This window comes from Streptomyces sp. NPDC004752 (assembly GCF_053601275.1).
On the sequence record NZ_JBSGBN010000136.1, the window covers coordinates 1 to 21,216 of the forward strand.

The window sequence follows — 21,216 nt, forward strand, 5'->3', positions numbered from 1 at the left end:
CGCCGGGCGGCCAGGTCCTCGGCGCCACCGACGACTACACGCCCCCGATCCTCGACCGCACCGACGAGGACACGGCCCGCGCCACGGCGCCGCCACCGCGCAGGCCCGCCACCGACGGGTCGCCCGTCACCGCACCGGACCCGACGGTGCCGCCCGCCCCGACCCCGCCCGCCGGGCTGCTGGCGGACCGCCGTGACACCACCGACCCCGACCCGTTCGACGTCACCCGGGCACCCGCCCGCCCCGGCACCCCGCGCTCGGCCCGGCTGACCTCGATGGCCCGCGCCGAGACTGGCTCGCTGACCCACCTGTGGTACACGGTCACCCGCGCCCCGCGCAATGACCAGTCCGAGATCCCCGTCGAACTGCGCCGCGGCCACCTGCCGTTGCGCGTCGAACACCCCTTCACCGGCCTCCCGGTGACGGTCGCGGGTGTCCGGGTCACCGAGGCACGCACGGTCCGTTCCGACGCCCGGCCCCGCCCGGACGGCAGCCGCTTCGACATCGGCTACGGACTCTGCTTCGGCGACAACGAGGCCAAGGCGCTCGCGATGGCGGGCCTGGACCTGCTGGTGCACCGCGACGGTGCCGCCGACCGACTGGAGCAGAAAGTGCTGATCGCCCTGGACGGCCCCGAGGCATCCGGCTTCCTCGAACACCTCAAACTCCCGCACTACGTGGACTTCCGCTCGACCCTCGACCGGGTCCGCGCGGTACGGGCGGCAGCAGCGGGGGAGCGATCGTGAACACGACTGCATCCTCCGCCACCTCGGTCCCCGACGCCGAGGGCCCGGCGTGGCTGGAACTGGACCAGCTCACCGAGCGCCTCGACCTCGCCGTGGACCGGGCGATGGGCGAGGGCGGCCTGTGGGCTCCCGAGCTGGCGGCCCGTGCCCTGCGCCAAGCGGAGGGCGACCCGGTGGAGGCCGCGCACCTGCTGCGTGCCCACCGCGCCGCGCTGCCCCGCCTGGCGGTGACCGAACCGGTGCCCACCTCCGAACTGAGGGTGGTGCGCCGGATCAGCTCCGCCTTCCGCAACCCGCCCGGCGGCCAGGTCCTCGGCCGCACCCTGGACTACGCCGGCCGCCTGCTCGACCTGCTCCCCGAGGACGAGGGACGGGGCCGCGTAGCCGACGATTCCCTTGTTCCGGCCGGTGACGAGCACGACCACCACGGGCACGACCACCAGGGCGACGACGACCACGGGCACGCCCACAACGGCCACGGCCACGATCACCACGGCCACGCCCACCACCACGAGCACCCGCACACGGCACCCGACCCGGGGTGGGACCCCGGCGCGGACCAGTCCGACCCCGCGACCGTGGAGCGCACTCCCGGCCATGTCCTCGGCGTCTTCCGTGAGATGGGCCTGGTCGCCCCGCTCCCCGAGAACCCCGACGACCCCGATCCGTACGACATCACCCGGCGTCCGGTCCGGCCCGGCGTCCCACGGTCGGCGTGGCTGCAGACCATGGCACGCGCCGACACCGGATCGCTGCTGCACCTGTGGTACGGCTCCGACTGGCGCCCGGAGGATCACGAGACCCCCGGCGAACTGCGCCACGGTGCCCTGCCCGTCCGAGTGACACACCCGCACACCGGCCGCCCGGTCGCGGTCGCGGAGGTACGGGTCAGCGAGGTCCAGACCTTCCACAGCCTGCCCCGCGCCGGTGAACTGCCCGAGCACCTCAATGTCGGCTACGGCATGTGCTTCGGCCACAACGAACGCAAGGCCATCGCGATGGCCGGGTTCGACCTGCTGCTGACCCACCACGAGGGCGCCACCGACCTCCAGCACGACGTCCTGCTCACCCTTGACGGCTTGGACTCCACCGGCTATGTGCACCACCTCAAGCTGCCCCACCACGTGGAGTACCGCTCGGTGCTGGAACGCGCCGAGGCCGCCCGCCAGGACGCCAACCCATCCGGAGACACCGCATGACCACCCTGCCCCTGACCCCCACCGGCACCGGCGCCTCCCGCACCGGAGCCCTCGCCGGGCCTGACCCCCGCCCCGGCGTCTTCGACGAACTGTCCAAGCGTGAACTCCGCCGCGCCATGCTCAGCGGCATCGCCATCCCCGGCTACCAAGTCCCCTACGGATCACGGGAGATGCCCGTCGCCCGCGGCTGGGGCTCCGGTGGCCTGCAGGCCACCCTCGCCCTGGTCGGCGAGGACTCCCGGCTGAAGGTCATCGACCAGGGCGAGGACGCCGGCGTCAACGCCTCCAACCTGCGCCGCCTGATCACCGAGCACACGGGCTGTGAGGAGGAGACCGACACCCGCGCCGCCGACATCATCCAGTCCCGGCACCGCATCCCCGAACAGCCCCTCACCGACGGACAGGTACTGGTCCTCCAGGTGCCCGTCCCCGAGCCGCTGGCCGGCATCGTGCGCGAGATGGACGAGCAGCGCCGCATGCACGCCGAGGGGGACTACGCCAAGATGTGGGTCCGGCTCTACGAGGACATCGTCCACAACGGCCTGATCACCGCGGCGGCCGGCTACCCCGTGCTGGTCGAGGGCCGGTATGTGATGACGCCGAGCCCGATCCCGCGCTGGGACGTGCCCAAGATGAACCACTCCGAGGCGATCACCGTCCTCTCGGCGGGCCGTGAGAAGCGGCTGTTCGCCGTCCCCCCGCACACCCGGGTCGTACCCCTCACCTTCGACGACCGGTCCTTCGAGGTCGAGTACACCCCCGGCGCCGCCTGCAAGTTCTGCGGCTCCGACGACACCTACCTCGCCCCGGAGCCGGGCGAGGACGGCACATTCAGCACCTGGGTGTGCTCGGACACCGACTTCTGCCTCCGGCGCCGTACCGGCGACGCCCCCGCCGACGTCGCCGGGCGGCCGGCCGATCTGGCCCGCGCGGTACTGCGGAGCACCACCCGAGAACAGGAAACGACCGCATGAGCACGCACACCTCACAGCCGCGCCCCTGGGCCCTGAAGGTGACCGGCCTCGGCCGTATCTACGGAGACCCGTCACCCGCCTCCCTGACCGGCACCGGACCGGAGCACGGCACCGCCGTGTCGCCCGCCACCGGCGCGGTCGTGGCGGCCTGGGACGTCTCCTTCGACGTGGCACCCGGCGAGGCCCTCGGCATCATCGGCGAGTCCGGATCCGGCAAGTCCACCGTGATGCGCTGCATCGCCGGAGACGAGACGGCGACCAGCGGCACCATCGCCCTGCGCTCCGTCGCCGACGGCGCCGTCAACCTGTGCGACCTCGACCCCTCGGTCCGGCGCCGGCTCCGCCTGAAGGACATCGCCGCCGTCTACCAGGACCCGGCAGCCGGCCTCAACCTCGATGTGACCGCCGGCGGTAACATCGCCGACCCGCTCACCGCCGTCGGCTGGCGCAGCTACGGCGACATTCGCAAGCGCGCGGCCGAGCTCCTGGACCGGGTCGAGGTCCCGCTCAGCCGCATGGACGACCTGGTCCGCACCTTCTCCGGCGGTATGCGCCAGCGCGTCCAGATCGCCAAGGCCCTCGCCAACGACCCGCCGGTGCTGCTCCTGGACGAGCCCACCACCGGACTCGACGCCTCGGTCGCCGCCGGCGTGCTGGACCTGCTGCGCGGGCTGCTGGAGGAGACCGGGGTGGCCGCCGTCGTCGTCTCGCACGACTTCGGCGTCATCGACATGCTCACCCGCCGGGTCCTGGTCATGCAGCACGGCCGGGTCGTCGAGTCCGGCCTCACCGACCAGCTCATGGAAGACCCCCAGCACCCCTACAGCCAGCAACTCGTCGCGGCGGCCCGAGGATGACCACAGTGACCCCCGTACTGACCCCCGTAGTGACCACCACCCGGCCCGCCGCCCCCGCGGACGTGCCCGGCGACACCGTCCTGTCCGTGCGCGGACTGCGCAAGGACTTCACCCTGCACACCATCGACGGCCGGACCGTCGAGGCCCTGCACGGCGTCGACCTCGACGTCCGGCCCGGCGAGCACGTCGCCCTGGCCGGCACCTCCGGCGCCGGCAAGTCCACCCTGCTGCGCTGTGTGTACCGCACCTACCTGTCCGGCTCCGGCCACATCTGGTTCCGTACCGCGGACGGTGAGCTTCTCGACGTGGCCGCGCTGCCCGACGCCGAGGCCGCCGACCTGCGCGGCCAGGAGATCGGGTACGTCTCCCAGTTCCTGCGCCCCCAGCCGCGCCGCTCCGTCCTGTCCATCGTCACCTCGGCCGGTGTCGCACGCGGCATGGACCGGGCCGACGCGGCGGAGGCCGCCGCCGCCGCGCTGCGCCAGGTCGACATCGCCGAGCACCTGTGGGACATGCACGCCACCGTCCTGTCCGGCGGCCAGAAGCAGCGCGTCAACATCGCCGCCGGCACCATCGCACCGCCCCGGCTGCTGCTGCTCGACGAACCCGTCTCCGCCCTCGACCCGGCCAACCGTGCCGCCGTCCTGGAGCTGATCGCCCGCCTGGAGGAGACCGGCACCGCCGTCCTGTCCGTCTTCCACGACCTCGACGCCATCGAGCGCCTCGCCACCCGCGTGGTGGTGCTCGGCGGCGGCAGGGTGCTGGCCACCGGCGCCCCCGTCGATATCCTGCACAACCCGGATCTGCCGCTGGAGGTGGCCCGATGAGCCGCTATGTGTTCGCCCACGGCCGCGCCGTGCTGCCCGACCGCACCCTCGACGACGCGCTCGTCGTCGTCGAGGACGGCCGGATCACCGAGGCCGCCCCCGTCACCCCGGGCGCGGTCCCGGCCGGTGCCCTCGACCTGCGCGGCGCACTGCTGCTGCCGGGCATCGTCGACACCCACAGCGACGCGCTGGAGAAGGAGCAACGCCCCCGTCCGACCGTGGAGTTCGAGCCGGACTTCGCCGTCCGGAGCTTCGAGGGACGGGTCCGAGCCGCCGGCGTCACCACGATGCACCATGCGGTCAGCTATCAGACCAAACTGGAGAAGGACCGCACCATCGAGCGTTCGCTGGCGCTCACCACCGCCGTACGGGAACGGGCCGCGGCCGGCGTCGGCCTGGTCGATCACCGGGTGCTGCACCGCCTCGACGCCCGCGACGCCGAGGCACTGGACGCCCTCAAGGGCGTCCTCGCCGGTGAGTCGCACATCGGCGCGCCCCCGCTGGTCTCCTACGAGGACCACACACCCGGCCAGGGCCAGTACCGGAACCTGGTGGCGTACCGGTCGATGGTCCAGCAGCAGGAGGGCCTGTCCGCCGAGGAAGCCGACCAGTTCATCCGCGACCGCATCGAAGAGCGCGCCGACGGCCTCCCGCAGCGCGCCCGCACCCTCGCCCACCTCGGCCAGGAGGCACACGCGGGGCGGATCCGGCTGCTCGCCCACGATGTGACGAGCGCCGAAGAACTCGCCGAGGTACGGGCCGCGGGCGCCGCCGTCGCCGAATTCCCCACCACCCACGAGGCGGCCCGCGCCGCACAGGACGCCGGGATGCCGGTCGTCGCCGGTGCCCCCAACGCGCTGCGCGGCGGCTCGCACAGCGGCAACGTCAGCGCGGAGGCACTGATCACCGAGGGACTGGTGGACAACCTGTCCAGCGACTACATGCCCACCGCACTGCTGGCCGCCGCCCTGAACCTGGCGGAGCGCGGGGTGGTACCCCTGCACACCGCCGTGGCGCTCATCACCTCCGGCGCCGCGCGCACCGCGGGACTCGCCGACCGCGGCGCGCTGGTCCCCGGGCTCCGTGCCGACCTGGTCGTCGTCACCACCGACGGCGGCCGGCCCACCGTACGGATGTCCCTGCTCGCCGAGGAGACCCACGACGGCGACGACACTCGGCTCTCCATGGCCCGACTGCTTCAGCCCACGGGACGGTGACCGTGACCACGGCCGACCCCGGCACCCACCCGGCGCTCCTCGCCGCCGCACGGGCCGCACTCGACACCTACCGGGACGCACGGGCCACATACGACCGGACCGCGCTGGCCGAGCCCGTGGCCACCGGCGCCGACGGCACCCCCACGATGTACATCGACCGCCTCGTCGAGGACGCGGTGATCGACGCACTGCGCCCGCACCGGGTCAATGTGCTGTCCGAGGAGAGCGGCTGGATCGATCACGGCAGCGCGGTGTCCTTGGTCATCGATCCCCTGGACGGCTCGGCCAACGGCGCCGCCGGCGTCCCGCTCACCGCGTTCGCCGCCGCCGTCGCCGTCGACGGGGAGTTCACGGAGGCGTACACGGTGTGGCTCGACACCGGCCGGAGCTGGTGGGCCCACCGCGACCAGCCGGTGCCGTACCGCACCTCGGGACGCACGGAACTGTCCGGCGCCGCGGTGTCCCTGTTGCGTCCGCACACCGGCAAGCCCGGTCCGGCCGCCGCGTGGTGGGCGGCGGCCTCCCGCGCCGCCCGGGTCCGTATTCTGTCCACCACCTGCCTGGAAGCAGCCCTGGTCGCCGAAGGAGCCACCGACGCCTTCGCCGACGCCTGCTCCGACACCCACCGACTCGTGGACCTCGCCGCAGCGGCCGTCATGGTGCCGCGGGCCGGAGGAGCGGTGCTCGATGTCCGGGGACGCCCCCTCGCCTTCGACACCGATCTGACCCGCCGCTGGTCCGGTGTCATCGCCGCCACCCCCGAACTGGCCGCCGAACTGACCGACGTACTGGCCCAGGCGGCCGACGCGGCGACATCCACACCCTGAGCGGCCGTCGCGCCCCGTTCAGCGGCCGTCGCGCCCCGTTCACCGGACTCCGACTCCGGTGAACGGGGCGCGATCGGCCGTACGGTACCGAGGTCAGCGGCCCATGTAGGATCCCTGACGTGGAACTGCGGCGACTGGAATACTTTCTGGTGCTCGCGCGCGTACTCCATTTCGGGCGGGCGGCCGAGCAACTGCACATTTCGCAGCCGGGCCTGTCGCAGCAGATCAAGGTTCTGGAGCACGAACTCGGCACACCACTGATCCGCCGGGGCAAGGCGATCACTCTCACCACGGCCGGCGAGGTGTTGCGTGAGCAGGGCGAGCGGGTGCTCGCCGAGGCGAGGCTGTGTGTCGAACGGGTACGGGCGGCGGCGGAGCAGCCCGGCGGGGTGCTGCGGGTCGCCTACACCCGCTCCGGCGCCGATCTGACGATGCACGAGCTGGTGGAACGTTTCCGGCTGCGCTATCCCGCGGTTCGGCTGTCGCTGTCCGCCGCGTGGACCAGCCGGAACCTGGAGCTGCTTGAGGCAGGCGAGGTGGACGTCGCGTTCGTGCGGTCGACGGTGCGCCACCGGGCGGTGGAGTCGCTGGTCGTCGCGACGGAGGAGCTGGTCGTGGCGTTGCCCGACGACCACCCGCTGGCGGCCCGGGAACGCGTCCTGACCGACGACGTGGTCGAGCTGCCCCTGGTGCACTGGCCCAGAACCCAGGGACCGGGATACCACGACGAGATCCGGCGGCTGATCTGGGGCGACCGACCCCAGCGGGTGGTCCTGGAGCAACCCGATGCCGAGCACATCCTGCGCGAGGTCGCAGGCCGCGTCGGCATTGCCGTGCTGGACGAGCACCGGGCGCGGAAGCTGTGCCCGCCCGGTGTGTGTGCGACGGTTCGTCGAGCCGGTCCCGACCACCACGCTGGTGCTGGCATGGCGGCTGAACGCCGCGCAGGCGCCGGTGGACCGGTTCGTCGACCTGTGCCGGGAGCACCCGGGCCCCCTCGGCAGGTGAGTGCCCGCGGCGGCGATTTGCAGTCCGGCAACGGTCTGCCGCCGCGGGTTCCGTCGCCTTGGCGACACCGTTCCGGTGCAGGTCAGCGGAGCCTCTACGCAGGTGCGGTGCCGTCGAAAAAGCCGATAACGAACGCTTATCACTGGCGTGAAAACCTTTATTGGACCCCTCGCGTCGGCCCGTGCTGAACTCTCCGGCACTACCGGTGAAGCTCGATGGAGGAGTGAAGATGGGAAATACAGTCGCCGAAAGTCTGGCGGCGGCGTTGCGACGCCACGGGGTGCGCGATGTGTTCGGACAGAGCCTGCCTTCACTGTTCTTCCTGGCGACGCCGGAGCAGTCGATACGACAGGTCGTCTACCGCACGGAGAACGCCGGCGGCGCGATGGCCGACGGCTACTCCAGGGTGACCGGCAAGGTCAGTGTGGTGGCGGCCCAGAACGGTCCCGCCGCGACGCTGCTCGTGCCACCGCTGTCCGAGGCGTTCAAGGCGTCGGTGCCGGTGATCGCCATCGTCCAGGAGGTGCCGAGGCCGGCCCGTGATCGCAATGCCTTCCAAGAGCTGGATCACGTGAAGCTGTTCAGCAGCTGCGCCAAGGCGGTCCACCGCCTCGACGACCCGGCCAGGGTCGACGACTATGTCGACGCGGCGATGACGGAAGCGGCCTCCGGCCGCCCCGGGCCGGTCGTGCTGCTGGTACCCAAGGATGTCCTCGCCGAGCCCGTTCCGGTCGCGTCCACCCGGCGGGCCCAGTACGGCCGGTTCCCGCTGGACCGGTACGCCCCCGGTCCTGAGCAGATCAAGCAGGTCGCCGAACTGCTCGCTACGGCGCGGCGACCGCTGGTGGTCGCCGGGGGCGGGGTGCACGGCTCCGGGGCATCGCCCGAACTGGCCGAACTCCAGGAGCTCGCCGCACTGCCGGTGGCCACGACCGCCATGGGCAAGGGCTCGGTGGACGAGACCCACCCCTTGTCCGTCGGCGTGATCGGCTATGCCATGGGTGTCAACGGGTCGACCCGGCACGCGCGCCCGCTGGTGGAGGACGCCGACCTGATCCTGTTCGTGGGCACGAGGACCAATGAGAACGCCACCGACGGCTGGCGGCTGTTTCCGCCGTCGGCGACCTATGTCCACCTCGACATGGACCCGGTCGAAGTGGGGCGCAACTACGAGGCGTTGCGGCTGGTCGGCGACGCCAAGCTGACCCTGCGGGCGCTGCTGGACGAGTTGAGCGCCCGCCCGCTGGACGTCCGCGCGGCGGCCCGCGAGCAGGTGGCCGCGCAGATCGAGGCGGCACGGAGTGCGTACCAGGCACACATCCTGCCCCTGGCCGGATCGGACGCCTCCCCGATCCGGCCCGAGCGGATCATGCGGGAACTGGACGCCCAGCTCACCGAGGACACGATCGTGGTGGCCGACGCAAGCTACAGCTCCGTGTGGATGTCCAACTATCTGCGGGCCCGGCGGGCCGGCCAGCGATTCCTGGCGCCGCGCGGCCTGGCGGGACTGGGCTGGGGGCTGCCCATGGCGTTGGGTGCGAAGGCCGCACATCCGGACAGCCCGGTCGTCGCGGTGGTCGGCGACGGCGGCTTCGCGCACTGCTGGGCCGAGATCGAGACGGCCGTCCGGATGGATCTGCCGCTCACCGTCATCGTGCTGAACAACGCGATCCTCGGCTACCAGAAGCACTCCGAGCTGCATCAGTTCGCCGTGCACACCGACGCCATCGACTTCGCACCGGTCGATCACGCGGCCATCGCCGCAGCCTGTGGAGCACGCGGCGTTCGCGTCGAGTCCCCCGCCGCGCTGGCCGGAGCCCTGCGCGACGCGCTGGCCTCCCCGGTGGCCACGGTGATCGATGTGATCACCGACCCGGACGCCTACCCGCCGATCTCCGCCTGGGACGGCGACCCCGTACTGACCGAGCTGGCCGGAGGAACGAGTCGATGACCGAGAGCACCTTCGCCGGCTCGGAAAGGTATATGCACCGGGCGCGGCAGATCATCCCGCGCGGGGTGAGTTCCGCCAAACGGGCCGCGCTGCGCCCGACGCCGTTGACCTTCGCCGCGGCGGCCGGCAGCCGGATCACCGATGTGGACGGCAACGAGTACGTCGACTACGTGGCCGGTTACGGCCCGATGCTGCTCGGCCACCAGCCGCCCCAGGTCCTCGACGCGGTACGCGAGCAACTCGCCGTCGGCGTGCTCTACGGCGGCCAGCACGAGGCCGAGGCCGAGCTGGCCGAACGCATCGTCCGGCTGGTGCCCAGCGCGGAGCGGGTGCTGCTCAGCGTGACCGGGAGCGAGGCGGTACAGGCGGCGCTCCGCCTGGCCCGTGCGGCAACCGGGCGGCGGGCGATCGTCAAGTTCGAAGGCCACTATCACGGCTGGCTTGACCCGGTCACGGCCAACGGACCGGGCAGCCCCGTGGGGTCGGGCCCTGCGCCTCGCCCGGTGGTTGTCCCGGACCACAGCGTCGTCGGGCCGGAGGTGCTGGTGTGCCCGTGGAACGACGCGGAGGCGCTGGCCGACCTGCTCGCGCGGCGCGGCGCCGACGTAGCCGCGGTGATCATGGAACCGGTCGCGGTGAACGGCGGCAATCTGTTCGCCGCGGAAGGGTATCTGGCCGAGGCGCGCCGGTTGTGCGACCAGTACGGCTGCCTGCTGGTCTTCGACGAGGTCGTGACCGGTTTCCGGGTGGCGCTCGGCGGGGCGCAGCAGCGGCTCGGGGTCGTTCCCGACCTGACCGTGCTCGCCAAGGCCCTCGGCTCGGGGTTCCCGATCAGCGCGGTGGCGGGCCGGGCCGAGATCATGCGGGTCGCGGAGGGCCCGGTCGCACACGCCGGGACCTACAACGGCAACGCGCTGTCGGTGGCCGCCGCCAACGCCACCCTCGACGTGCTGGAGACGGAACAGGACGTCGTCTATCCCCTTCTGGAGCGCCGGTCCGGTGAGCTGGCGGCGGGCGTCAACGAGCGTGCCGACCGGCACGGGGCACCGTTGCGGGCCACCCGCGCCGGCGCGCTCATCCGGCTGCACTGGGACGCGCCCGACCCGGTGCGCAGCTACGCCGACGCGCTCGCCGGCCGGAGCGGGCCGCTGCACGACCTGGCGGAGAGTTTGATCCGCAGCGGCATCCACACCAGGGAGAGCGGGCTGTGGTACATCTCGGCGGCGCACACCGACGAGGACGTGGCCCGCACGCTGGCCGCCGTCGACCGCGCACTGACCGACGTAGCCCGCTGACCGGTTCGGCAGACGCACTGCCCTGAGCCGCGAGAACGGACAGTCACCGGGGCCGACGGCCGCTGTTCCCCACGGCGCGATCGCCATCAGGGGCGGCCGGACCGTCGGCCCCCGGGCCCCGTACGACCCCGAGCGGCACCCCTGCGGACGCCCGCAAACGCCCACCAAGGGCGCTCTTCCGACCCGCAGTTCACCATCGAATGTTTCGCGGGACACACTGTGCCGGCCCCCCACCTCGCGGCCGGCACGCTCCTGGACCGGGCCGCCGGCCGACCGGCTCTTCGGCGTCGCCGACGGTCAGGAGCGCTCAGGGCATCCCCATCACTCGTTTCGGCTCGCGATTGGGAAGGACTCAGCGAGTGAGAAAGACACAGCACCAGATGACCGAGGCAAGAGGCCGCGACACACGCGGGGCGACCACGGGGACGCCCGAGCGCCCCTTCGGGCGCGGCCTGTGGAGCATGGCCCTCACCGAATTGTGTGAGCGTTACTCCTTCTACGGCCTTCAGGGCATCCTTTCGTTCTACCTGCTCTACTCGCTCGCCGACGGCGGCCTGGCGATGGACCCGTCCGTCGCGGCGGGCATCGTCGGCGCTTACGGCGGCACCGTGTACCTGTGCCAGATTCTCGGTGCCTGGCTGGGCGACCGGCTCGTAAGCCCGAAGAACATGGTGCTGTACGGCGCCCTCGTCATCACGGCCGGGCATGTGGTGCTCGCCTTCGCGCCCGGCTTCGTCGGCCTCGGCGTCGGACTGCTGTGCATCGTTCTCGGCACCGGTGCGTTGAAGACGAACATCACCTCGATCGTCGGGTTCGTACTGGACCAGAACCCGGACGAAAGCCACCGCGACGCCGGCTTCTCCTACTTCTACATGGCCATCAACATCGGTGCGGTGGCCGGCCCGCTCACCACCGGTCTGGTCCAGAACGAACTGGGCTTCCACTACGGGTTCGCGCTGGCGGCCATCGGCATGGGCGCCGCGCTCGTCCAGTACCTGGCCTCGATGAAGCATCTGCCCGAACGCGCCCGGACCGTCAACAACCCCCTGCCCCCGGGCCGCCGCCCGCTCGTCGTCATAGGGGGCCTGGTCTTCGCCGCCGCCGTGGCTGCGGCCGTCGCCAGCGGACTGCTCCGGGCGGGGAACCTGTCCACCGTGGTGACCATCGCCGCGCTGGTGGCCGCCGCCTCCTACTTCCTCACCATGACCACCTCGTCGGCCGTCAGCAGCGACGAGCGCCGACGCATCCTCGGCTATCTTCCCCTCTTCCTGGCATCCGGGGTCTACTTCGGCTTCCTGTTCCAGAAGTTCACCGCGATCTCCATCCTCATCACCGAACGCATCGACCTGCACATCGGCGGATGGAAGTTCCCGGTCGCCTGGATCACGACCGTCAGCCCGCTGGCGCTCGTCCTCGTCATCCCGCTCGTCGCCCGGCTGTGGAACGCCCTCGGGGAGCGCCAGCCCGGGCCGGTGACCAAGGTCGCCATCGGACTGACCCAGATCGGTTGCGCCTATCTGTTCCTGCTCATCATCTCCAAGGCCACCGGTCAGGCCGAGATCCCGTTGGTCCTCATTCTCCTGTTCATGATGGCGGCCGGTTCCTCCGAGGTCTTCGTCGGCCCGATCGGACTGTCCCTGGCCACGAGGATCGGCCCCGAGAAATTCAAGTCCCAGATGGTGGGCCTGAACTTCCTCACGCTTGCCCTCGGTTCGTCCCTGGCGGGCCTGCTCGGCCAACTGTTCACCGCGATCGACAACACCTCCTACTTCGCCGTCACCGCGGTGAGCGGCATCGTGATCGGCGTGGCCCTGCTCGCTGCGCGAGGGCCGCTGGAACGGCTGCTGAAGGCGGGGCTCGAGCGCTGAACGGGCCGGGCGCGCGTGGACTGCCCGGGTCAGTGTTCACGAAGCAGCGGCAGCGGTGACGGCACGATCGGGATCTCGGCCCAGATGGTCTTGCCGGTGGGGGTCTGGCGACTTCCCCAACGCCGGGTGAGCTGCGCCACGATGAGGAGGCCACGGCCGCCCTCGTCGAACGTTCGCGCGCGCTGTAGATGCGGGGCGGTGCTGCTGGTGTCACTCACCTCGCAGATGAGCACGGTGTCGCGGATCAAACGCAACTGAACCGGTGGTTTCCCGTAGCGGAGGGCATTGGTGACCAGCTCGCTGATGACCAGTTCGGTGACGAACTGCTGGTCCGGCAAGTTCCAGGTGGCGAGCACGTGCATCGCTGCTCGGCGGGCCTCGGCCACGCCGGCGGGATCAGAGGGCACCTGCCAGACGGCGACCTGGTCATCGGCGAGGGCCTTGGTCCGTACCAGCAGAAGGGCCGCGTCATCAGAGCGGCGTCCGGGCGGCATGTGGCCCAGCAGCGCATCGCATGCCGTCTCCAGCGAACGCCCGGGGACGGCGAGCGCCGCACGGAACATGCGGAGCTCGGCCTCGGGATCCCCCTGGGCATCCCCCACCAGGCCATCGGTGTAGAAGGCGAGCACGCTGCCTTCCGGGGCCTCGAACTCCGCGACTTCGAACGGCAGGCCGCCCACCCCCAGGGGCGGCCCGGCCGGCGGCTCCAGAAACCGCACCGAGCCGTCGGGTGTCACGAGCACCGGCAGGGGGTGACCCGCACGGGCCATCGCGCAGCGACGCGATACGGGGTCGTACACCGCGTACAGGCAGGTCGCGCCGACCTCCGCCAGCTCCGTCTCCGGCAGCGCGCTGCCATTCTCGGCGGCCTGTTCGTCCAGGCGCAGCACGAGGTCGTCAAGCTGGGTCAGGAGTTCGTCGGGGGCCACATCGGCGTCGGCGAGGGTGCGCACCGCCGTGCACAGCCGTCCCATGGTCGCCGAGGCGTGGATGCCGTGGCCCACGACATCGCCCACCACCAAGGCCACCCTGGCGCCCGACAGCGGAATCACATCGAACCAGTCGCCCCCGACGCCGATCGCCGCGGTGGCGGGCAGATAGCGGGAGGCGATGTCCACGGCGGCGGCGGAGCGCAAGGGGACCCGCTCGGGCAGCAGATTGCGCTGCAGCGCCAGAGACATCAGACGTTCGTGGGTGTAGCGGCGGGCATGGTCGATGTACACCGCCGCACGACTGGACAGTTCCCCCGTGAGCCGGACGTCCTCCTCGCCGAACGGATTCGGGGTGCTGTGCCGGAAGAAGGTGGCCAGGCCGAGTATGACACCGCGGGCGTGCAGCGGCGCCGCCACAATCGAATGGATGCCCTGCTCCCGGGCCAAGCGCCGGGTGATGGTGGCCGGCAACGATCCGCCGGCGTCGAGGTCGTCCGGCCCGCCCAGCACGGGCCGGACAGCCTTCAGCGCACGGGCGATCGACTCGCTGACCCGAGAAGTGTGCAGTTGACCGGGCTTGACCTTGGATTCCGGGCAGCCGGGCAGCACCGACCGCTGTGCGACTCTCCGGAACGCCATCGGCTCGCCCGGATCAACGCTGCCGACCTCTTCACCGCGGAGCACACCGTCCAGGATGTCGACGGTGACGAAGTCGGCGAAGTACTCGGTGGCGACTTGGGCCAGTTCATCGGCGGTGCGGGCGACATCGAGGGTGGTGCCGATCCGCTCGCTCGCCTCGTTCAGGACATTCAGCCGCAGGCGCGCCTGGTACTGGTCCGTGCTGTCGGCGGCGGCCAGGGCGACGGCCCGGATCTGCCCCTCGGGATCCTTGACCGGATACACCCAGCTGAGCCACAAGGGCTGAGGGGCGTTACGCGGCCGCTGGCCCTGGGGTTCAAATGCCACCGGCTGTCCGGTACGCAGGACCTGCTCGGCAGCTCCGGCGACCTCTCTCAGCGGCAGCGGCAGCGGCCCGTGCGCGTCCTCTCCCAAGCGGAACCCGACGAGATCCGGTACGGCCCTCCCCATCCCGGCGGCCACGGCCGGGTTGACGACGATCCGGACGAGGTCGCGGTCGCAGAGCGTCACGGGCAGCGGCATCTGATCGATGGCCCACTGCTTGAGCAGCGCAAGGTCACCTGCCCTGTCGCCCCCCGTTGCGGCCGCAGTGGTGTCGATGATCCAGATGGTGTTGCCCGCGCCGTCCGACGACGGCCGCACGCTGATGCCCGCTCGCTGCACATGGCCCGCACGGTGCCGGAGAACAACCTCCCCGCTCCAGATCTCGTGCCCTGCCCAGCACCGGCTGAGCGCCGGCGGCGCGGGTTCGGCGAACAGATCGAAGAAGGAGCGCCCCACGGCCTCCTCCGGGGCGAGACCCAGCAGCCGACGTCCGCCCGGCCCCCAGGCCGTGAGCTCGCCTGACATCCTCGCCACGCCGACGCTATCGCCCTGCCGGGCGGGCTCCGCAGATTCCTTGTGCATGGGGGTCCACTGTCTGACCATTGTTCCCGGATCGACTGCGCAGGGAGGCCAGCGGCCCCCTTTCAGGGTGCTCCGCACCCCAAGCCCGCGCAAAACAGCCCACCGATCCCCTGCCGACCGCATGCCCTGCACAGGGACAGCGGCTACTCGGCCGCGAGGGCAGCGGCGTCCGGGGTCTGCCGGGTTCTTGACCCGAGGTGGTTGAAGAAGATGTTCAGAACTATCGCGACGAGCGCGGTGACGACGATGCCGCTCTTGAGTACCACTTGGAGTTGCTCAGGAAAGGCGTGGAAGAACTGCGGCTGCGCGACGGGGATGGTTCCCGCGCCGAGACTGACGGCGACGGTGATCAGATTGCGGTCGTCGGTCAGGTCACAGCGGGACAGCGTCTGGATTCCGACGGTCGCGATGGTGCCGAACAGCACGAGCAGGGCGCCTCCCACGGCGGCCTTGGGCAGCGCCGCCGCGACGGCCGCCACTTTGGGGAGACAGCTCAGAAGGATCATGAAAACCCCGGCGACCGCGCAGACGAACCGGCTGCGCACACTGCTGGTCCGCACCAGTCCGACGTTCCCGTTGAAGGTGGTGGGCGGCAGTGGGCTGAACGCGCCGCCGAGCATCGTCGCCACGCCCTCGCCGAGCACGCCTCTCGTCACGGCGCGCTGATCCGGTGCCCGGCCGACGATCGCGCCGACGGCGAAGAAGCTCGCCGTGCTCTCGACGGCCACGATGACCATGGCGATGCTCATGGACACGACGGCGGACATGTCGAATCTGGGCCACCCGAAGTGGAACGGGCCGACGAAGGCGACCCAGTGGGCGTGTGCGACACCGCTGAAGTCGACGGCGCCGACGACGACGCCGACCGCACCGCCGACGACAAGGCCGAGCAGGATGGCGATGCTCCTGAGCAACCCCGTGGTGATGCGATAGGCGACGACGACGGTGAGCACGGTCGCACCCGCGATGGCCAGGTTGCTCGGGCTGCCGAACGCCGGTGCGGACGCGTCACCGCCGCCGGCCAGTGTCACACCGATGGGGAGAATCGCGAGTCCGACCATGGTGATGACGGTTCCCGTCACCAGCGGCGGGAAGAACCGCAACAGCCTTCCGTAGAGCGGAGCGGCCAGGAAGATGACGAGCCCGGCGGGGAAGGCGGCCCCGTAGATCGTCAGCAGTCCGGTGACACCTCCGCCGTGGGCGTTGCCGATCGCGATCGCGGGCCCGATCACCACGGAGGATCCCCCGAGCACGAGCGGCAACCGGATCCCGATCTTCCAGAACCCGATCGATTGGATGAGCGTGCCGATGCCGCCGGTGAACACCACGGCGCTCAGCAGCACCGCCGTCTCGCCCGCCGACAACCCGATGCCTGCGGCGATGATCGCCGGCAACACGACGATCGCCGCATAGAAGGTCAGCAGGTGCTGCAGCCCGTAGAGAACCAGACGTCCCGCAGGTGGTCTTTCGTCCACGGGATGAGTCATGTGCTCACGGCGCTCGAATCCGCTCTGCTGGGTCATGGTCATCTCACTCTCAGTGGTGGTTGCGGTGCCCCCGTCCCTCGTGGTGGGTGCGATTTCCCCCGTGTTCGGTCAGTACGGGCAGCTTCCGCCGTCGACGTTGATGCTCTGTCCGCGGATGGCTTGTACGTGGTCGCTGAGCAGGAAGGAGATGACTGTTGCCACTTCGATGGGTGCGATGTGGCGGCCGAGTTGTTCGTTGGCCATGAACGCGAAGATGTCGTCGGCGTTGTCGGTGGTGTGCCGGGCGTGGGTGTCGGCGACCTGGTGGAGCATGGGGGTGGCGACTCCGCCGGGGCAGACGCAGTTGACGTTGATGGAGTAGGGGGCCCATTCCTGGGCGGTGACCCGGGTGAGGTTGATGACGGCGGCTTTGCTGGCGTTGTAGGCGACCATGTCGGGGTGGCCCTGTTTGCCGGCTTCGGAGGCGACGTTGACGATGCTGCCGCCGGTGCCCTGGTCGATCATGTGTGCCGCTACCAGGCGGGTGACCTCGAAGGGGCCGAACACGTTCACCGCGAACTGGTCGTCCCACAGGGACCGGACGTGGTCGAGCGCGGGAGCCATCTTCACCATGCCGGCGACATTGGCGAGTCCGTCCACCCCGCCGAGCAGGCTGACGGCGCGGTCGACGGTGGCGCGGACGGATGCCTCGTCCCGCAGGTCGAGTCCGACCGGGTAGGCACCGCGGTCGCTGCCGCCGAGGGTGTCGGCGAGTTTCGCCGCCGCTTCCTCGGAGACGTCGGCGATGACCACGCGGGCGCCTTGCTTGAGGAGCAGTTCGACGGTTGCGGAGCCGACGCCGCCGGTGCCGCCGGTCACGAGGAACCGTTTGCCGCGGTGGACGGGGAAGACGGCCGGTTCGGTGACGGGGATGGTGTGGCCGCCGCGGTGGCGCTTGAACTCACCCATGGGACGTCACCGCCCAGGTCGGTGCCTGTCCCGGAGCCAGCTCGGTGAAGTCGGGCAGGCCGCGCAGTGCCTTCTCGGCGCCGCCGGGTGTGTAGGTCGCCACGAGGCGCAGCGGACGCCAGCCGGTGTTGTAGGTGGAGTGGAGGGTGCCCTTGGGGATCCAGATGGCGTCGCCTGCGCGGACGGTGAATTCGGGGGTGTCGCCGACGGTCTGCCGTCCCTCGCCTTCGATCACGTAGAGGACCTCGTCGGCGTCCGGGTGTTCATGCCGGTCGTGGCCCTTGTTCGGGTTGATGACGACTTCCCCGAGCGTCGAGGAGGCGCCGGGGACGGTGTCGGGTGTCACGTGCCATTTGATCGACCCCCAGTCAAAAACCATGGTGGGGACGGAGTCCGGGTTCCGGTGCATCGGTTGTCTCCTGTCGGTGTGAGTGTGAGTGTGAGTGTGAGTGTGAGTGTGAGTGTGAGTGTGAGTGTCGGCGTGGGTGTCGGTGTGGGTGGGGGGTCAGTGGGGTGCGGGAAGCTGTTTGAACGCGCGGAGCTGGTCGGCGATGGCGCGTTCGGTGGGCAGGCGTTCCATGGAGGAGGCGCCGAAGAATCCGGCGATGCCGTGTGTCCGGTCCAGGACGTAGCGGACGTCGTCGGGTTCGGCGAGCGGCCCGCCGTGGCAGAGCACATGGATGCCGGGGGCGGCGGCGACGGCGGCGTCGCGCATGTCCTGGAGGCGGTCGACGGCTTCGTCGAGGCTGATCGTCGTCCGGGCGCCGATGGTGCCCTTCGCGGTCAGACCGAGGTGCGGGACGATGATGTCGGCGCCGGCCTGTGCCATCGCGGTGGCCTGGGCCGGGTCGAACACATAGGGGGCGGTGAGCAGTTCGCGTTCGGCGGCGAGTCTGATCATCTCGACCTCATGCTCGAAGCCCATGCCGGTCTCTTCGAGGTTGGCGCGGAAGACGCCGTCGATGAGGCCGACGGTCGGGAAGTTCTGCACGCCGGTGAACCCGATGGTACGCAGCTGGTCGAGGAACCAGGGCATCCGGCGGAACGGGTCGGTGCCGCAGACGCCGGCCAGGACGGGTGTGTGTTCGACGACGGGCAGTACTTCGCCGGCCATGTCCAGCACGATCGCGTTGGCGTCACCGTAGGGCAGCAGTCCGGCGAGTGAGCCGCGTCCGGCCATCCGGAAGCGTCCGGAGTTGTAGATGATGAGCAGGTCCACGCCGCCCGCTTCGGCTGCCTTGGCGGACAGGCCGGTGCCGGCACCGGCACCGATGATGGGCCGTCCCGCCTCCAGCTGGCCGCGGAAGGCGGCGAGTGCCTGGTTACGATCCATGACGCGTCCTCAGCATGAGTTGGTGCAGATGGTCGGCGGCCGACGTCGCGAACTCGGGGTCGTTGACGTGCCGTTCGGTCTCGACCACCTCGACGGCACTGTCGGCCACTGCTTCAAGCGCGGCGTCGGCACACGCGGCGTCCGCCGACGGGTCCCAGAACGCCCCGCCCGGGGCGTCGACGGCGGAGAACCCGCCGCGCGGTACGAACAATGCGGTGGGGCCGGTCGACGCGGCCAGCTTGCTGCCCAGCACGCGGCCGGTCTCGGCGGCCTCGGCCGCGCTGGTCCGCATCAGTGTCACCGTGTCGTTGTGGACCAGGAGGGTGCGGTCCTCGAACTGCTTCGGCACCGTGCTTCGGGGACCGAAGTTCACCATGTCGAGCGCACCGAGGCTGACCACCTGCGGCACGCCGGCCACGGCCGCGGCGGTGAGCCGGTCCGGTCCGGCGGACAGCACACCGCCGACCACCTCGTCGGCGATCTCGGTCGTGGTGAGGTCGAGCACGCCCGCGATATGGCCCCCGGCGACGAGTGCCTCCATCGTGCGTCCGCCCGAACCGGTCGCGTGGAACACCAGGACCTCGTAGCCCAGTTCCTCCAGCCGTCGCCGCGCCGTGTCCACGGCCGGGGTGGTGACACCGAACATGGTCGCCGCGACGAGCGGCTTGTCCTGCGGTGCGGGGCCCGTCCCGCGCCGGGTGCTGTACGCGGTGGCCATCCCGGCGATCGCGGCCGCCGCGTTGGCGAGGACCTGCCGGGACACCGAGTTGACTCCGGCGACATCGACGACGCTGTACATGAGAGTGACGTCCGTCGTGCCGACGTAGGCGGACACATCACCGGCGGCCATGGTGGAGACCAGCAGTTTCGGCAGGCCCACCGGCAACGCCTGCATGACGGTCGCGGCGACCGAGGAGCCGCCGCTGCCGCCGAGGGCGAGCACACCGCTGAGTTTGCCGCGTGCGTACAGGTCCTCGGCGACGGTCCTGGCCCCCGCGGCCATCGTCGCCAGCGCGTGCCCGCGGTCGCCGCGGGACCGCAGCGCCTCCAGGCTCGTGCCCGCGGCCTCGGCGACGGCAGCCGCCCGCACGTCGGCCTTCAGCGTGGGCGCACCCAGCACCCCGGTGTCCACGAGCACGACGTCCTGCCCGTGCTCGATGACGAGGTCGCGGACGAACGCGTACTCCCGGTCCTTGGTGTCCAGGGTCCCGAACAACATGACGGCCACATCGACGCTCCTCGCGCGGTTCCGCCGGTGGCGCGGAACGGTTGGCCCAATACTGTGGTCGGCCGATGGGCGGCTCAAGGGCCAATGTGACGGAAATGGCCCAAGGACGAGAGGTGGCTGCCGCATGTCCTCGCCACGCACCGCGCGTGTCGCCGGTTTCCAGGACAACCTCCGCATCCCCTTCTGGAAGGACCCGAACGGCCTGCGCGGTGGCCGGTCGACATGGTTGGTCACGTTCCGGTGACGTCGGAGACAGAGTCTTGTGTGACGGATCACCTCGGCGTACGGTCCGTACCACCCCAGCGAACAAAGTGTTCGCTGAAGTTGCATCAGGTGTTCGTCCATGACTGATCGTGCACTACAGGAACGCTCCGACGGTTTCTCCGTCGACGCTGCCGACGTGGCTCTGGGAGCCCGGATCCGGGAGTACCGGAAGATGCGGCGGATGTCGTTGCGTGCCCTGGGGGAGGCGGCCCAGGCCAGCCCCGGTTTCCTCAGCCAGTTGGAACGCGGGCAGGTGAACTCCTCCATCGGCATGTTACGGCGGATCGCCGTGGCACTCGGCGTCACCGTGGCCGATCTGTTCGACCCGGACAGCGTGCCCGGTCCGAAGGTGGTGCGACGGGCCGACCGGCCGACGCTGCACACCGCCCCAGGTAGCCGCAAGACACTCATCTCTCAGCGCCCGCTCAGTCATCTGGAGGTGTACGCAGGCGAGTTCGACCCGGGGGCCTCCACCGGTGACGACGCCTACACCCATGGAGACTCCCAGGAGATCCTCCTGGTGATCAGTGGTGCTGTGCGCGTCGAACTCGACGGCCGCGCCCATGAATTGGCAGCCGGCGACAGTATCGAATACCGCTCCTCGGTGCCGCATCGCGTGGTCAACAGCCATGAAACACCTGCCGAGATCCTCTGGATCATCAGCCCGGCGACACCGGACTGACACATCCCGCCGTATCCCCTCGCCTTGC

General features: G+C 70.7%; 18 protein-coding genes. 12 read left to right on the forward strand and 6 right to left on the reverse strand.

All coding sequences use genetic code 11. The features are described from left to right. From ACWEKM_RS37850 to ACWEKM_RS37900, 11 genes are all read left to right on the forward strand, one after another. On the forward strand, positions 1-746 hold a 746-nt coding region (locus ACWEKM_RS37850; RefSeq protein WP_451625822.1), incomplete at its 5' end, for a carbon-phosphorus lyase complex subunit PhnI. Further along, entirely contained in the window at positions 743-1,945 is a 1,203-nt protein-coding gene (locus tag ACWEKM_RS37855; protein WP_451625823.1) for a carbon-phosphorus lyase complex subunit PhnI, read from the forward strand. The genes ACWEKM_RS37850 and ACWEKM_RS37855, both read left to right, overlap by 4 nt. Continuing rightward, positions 1,942-2,919, forward strand: coding sequence for an alpha-D-ribose 1-methylphosphonate 5-phosphate C-P-lyase PhnJ (locus tag ACWEKM_RS37860; RefSeq protein WP_451625824.1), 978 nt, complete (start codon positions 1,942-1,944; stop codon positions 2,917-2,919). The genes ACWEKM_RS37855 and ACWEKM_RS37860 overlap by 4 nt, the downstream gene beginning before the upstream one ends. Beyond that, positions 2,916-3,776: an ATP-binding cassette domain-containing protein gene (locus tag ACWEKM_RS37865; RefSeq protein ID WP_451625825.1), complete on the forward strand. Its 861-nt coding sequence runs from the start codon at positions 2,916-2,918 to the stop codon at positions 3,774-3,776. Before ACWEKM_RS37860 ends, ACWEKM_RS37865 begins: the two co-directional genes overlap by 4 nt. Positions 3,777-3,781: 5 nt before the next feature. Then, positions 3,782-4,603: an ATP-binding cassette domain-containing protein gene (locus tag ACWEKM_RS37870; RefSeq protein ID WP_451625826.1), complete on the forward strand. Its 822-nt coding sequence runs from the start codon at positions 3,782-3,784 to the stop codon at positions 4,601-4,603. Next, positions 4,600-5,820, forward strand: a complete 1,221-nt coding sequence (locus ACWEKM_RS37875; RefSeq protein ID WP_451625827.1) for an alpha-D-ribose 1-methylphosphonate 5-triphosphate diphosphatase — start codon at positions 4,600-4,602, stop codon at positions 5,818-5,820. Before ACWEKM_RS37870 ends, ACWEKM_RS37875 begins: the two co-directional genes overlap by 4 nt. Beyond that, positions 5,817-6,647: an inositol monophosphatase family protein gene (locus ACWEKM_RS37880; RefSeq protein ID WP_451625828.1), complete on the forward strand. Its 831-nt coding sequence runs from the start codon at positions 5,817-5,819 to the stop codon at positions 6,645-6,647. The genes ACWEKM_RS37875 and ACWEKM_RS37880 overlap by 4 nt, the downstream gene beginning before the upstream one ends. Before the next feature lie 119 nt (positions 6,648-6,766). Further along, entirely contained in the window at positions 6,767-7,843 is a 1,077-nt protein-coding gene (locus tag ACWEKM_RS37885) for a LysR substrate-binding domain-containing protein (protein ID WP_451625829.1), read from the forward strand. 41 nt (positions 7,844-7,884) lie between these two features. Further along, entirely contained in the window at positions 7,885-9,606 is a 1,722-nt protein-coding gene (locus ACWEKM_RS37890) for an acetolactate synthase catalytic subunit (RefSeq protein ID WP_451625830.1), read from the forward strand. Further along, on the forward strand, positions 9,603-10,901 hold the full coding sequence (locus ACWEKM_RS37895; protein ID WP_451625831.1) for an aspartate aminotransferase family protein: 1,299 nt from the start codon (positions 9,603-9,605) through the stop codon (positions 10,899-10,901). Before ACWEKM_RS37890 ends, ACWEKM_RS37895 begins: the two co-directional genes overlap by 4 nt. 380 nt (positions 10,902-11,281) lie before the next feature. Beyond that, entirely contained in the window at positions 11,282-12,769 is a 1,488-nt protein-coding gene (locus tag ACWEKM_RS37900) for a peptide MFS transporter (protein WP_451625832.1), read from the forward strand. Between the two features lie 29 nt (positions 12,770-12,798). Here ACWEKM_RS37900 and ACWEKM_RS37905 read toward each other — a convergent pair whose 3' ends face one another. The 6 genes from ACWEKM_RS37905 to ACWEKM_RS37930 all read right to left on the reverse strand — a co-directional run bounded on the left by ACWEKM_RS37905 (position 12,799) and on the right by ACWEKM_RS37930 (position 20,233). Continuing rightward, positions 12,799-15,189, reverse strand: a complete 2,391-nt coding sequence (locus ACWEKM_RS37905) for a SpoIIE family protein phosphatase (RefSeq protein ID WP_451625833.1) — start codon at positions 15,187-15,189, stop codon at positions 12,799-12,801. Between the two features lie 200 nt (positions 15,190-15,389). Further along, positions 15,390-16,769: a nucleobase:cation symporter-2 family protein gene (locus ACWEKM_RS37910; protein ID WP_451625834.1), complete on the reverse strand. Its 1,380-nt coding sequence runs from the start codon at positions 16,767-16,769 to the stop codon at positions 15,390-15,392. A gap of 72 nt (positions 16,770-16,841) precedes the next feature. Continuing rightward, complete coding sequence (locus ACWEKM_RS37915; RefSeq protein ID WP_451625835.1) at positions 16,842-17,681, reverse strand: SDR family NAD(P)-dependent oxidoreductase; 840 nt, start codon at positions 17,679-17,681, stop codon at positions 16,842-16,844. Then, a complete protein-coding gene (locus ACWEKM_RS37920; RefSeq protein WP_451625836.1) occupies positions 17,674-18,090 on the reverse strand; it encodes a cupin domain-containing protein in 417 nt (138 codons plus the stop codon). Before ACWEKM_RS37920 ends, ACWEKM_RS37915 begins: the two co-directional genes overlap by 8 nt. Positions 18,091-18,186: 96 nt before the next feature. Continuing rightward, entirely contained in the window at positions 18,187-19,014 is an 828-nt protein-coding gene (locus tag ACWEKM_RS37925; protein ID WP_451625837.1) for a phosphoenolpyruvate hydrolase family protein, read from the reverse strand. Then, positions 19,004-20,233, reverse strand: coding sequence for a Tm-1-like ATP-binding domain-containing protein (locus tag ACWEKM_RS37930; protein WP_451625845.1), 1,230 nt, complete (start codon positions 20,231-20,233; stop codon positions 19,004-19,006). The genes ACWEKM_RS37925 and ACWEKM_RS37930 overlap by 11 nt, the downstream gene beginning before the upstream one ends. A 352-nt stretch (positions 20,234-20,585) precedes the next feature. Between ACWEKM_RS37930 and ACWEKM_RS37935 the strand changes: the two genes are divergently transcribed. Continuing rightward, the gene (locus ACWEKM_RS37935) at positions 20,586-21,188 is read left to right on the forward strand and encodes a helix-turn-helix domain-containing protein (protein WP_451625838.1); all 603 of its coding nucleotides are present in this window, start codon (positions 20,586-20,588) and stop codon (positions 21,186-21,188) included. The last annotated feature ends 28 nt before the right edge of the window (positions 21,189-21,216 follow it).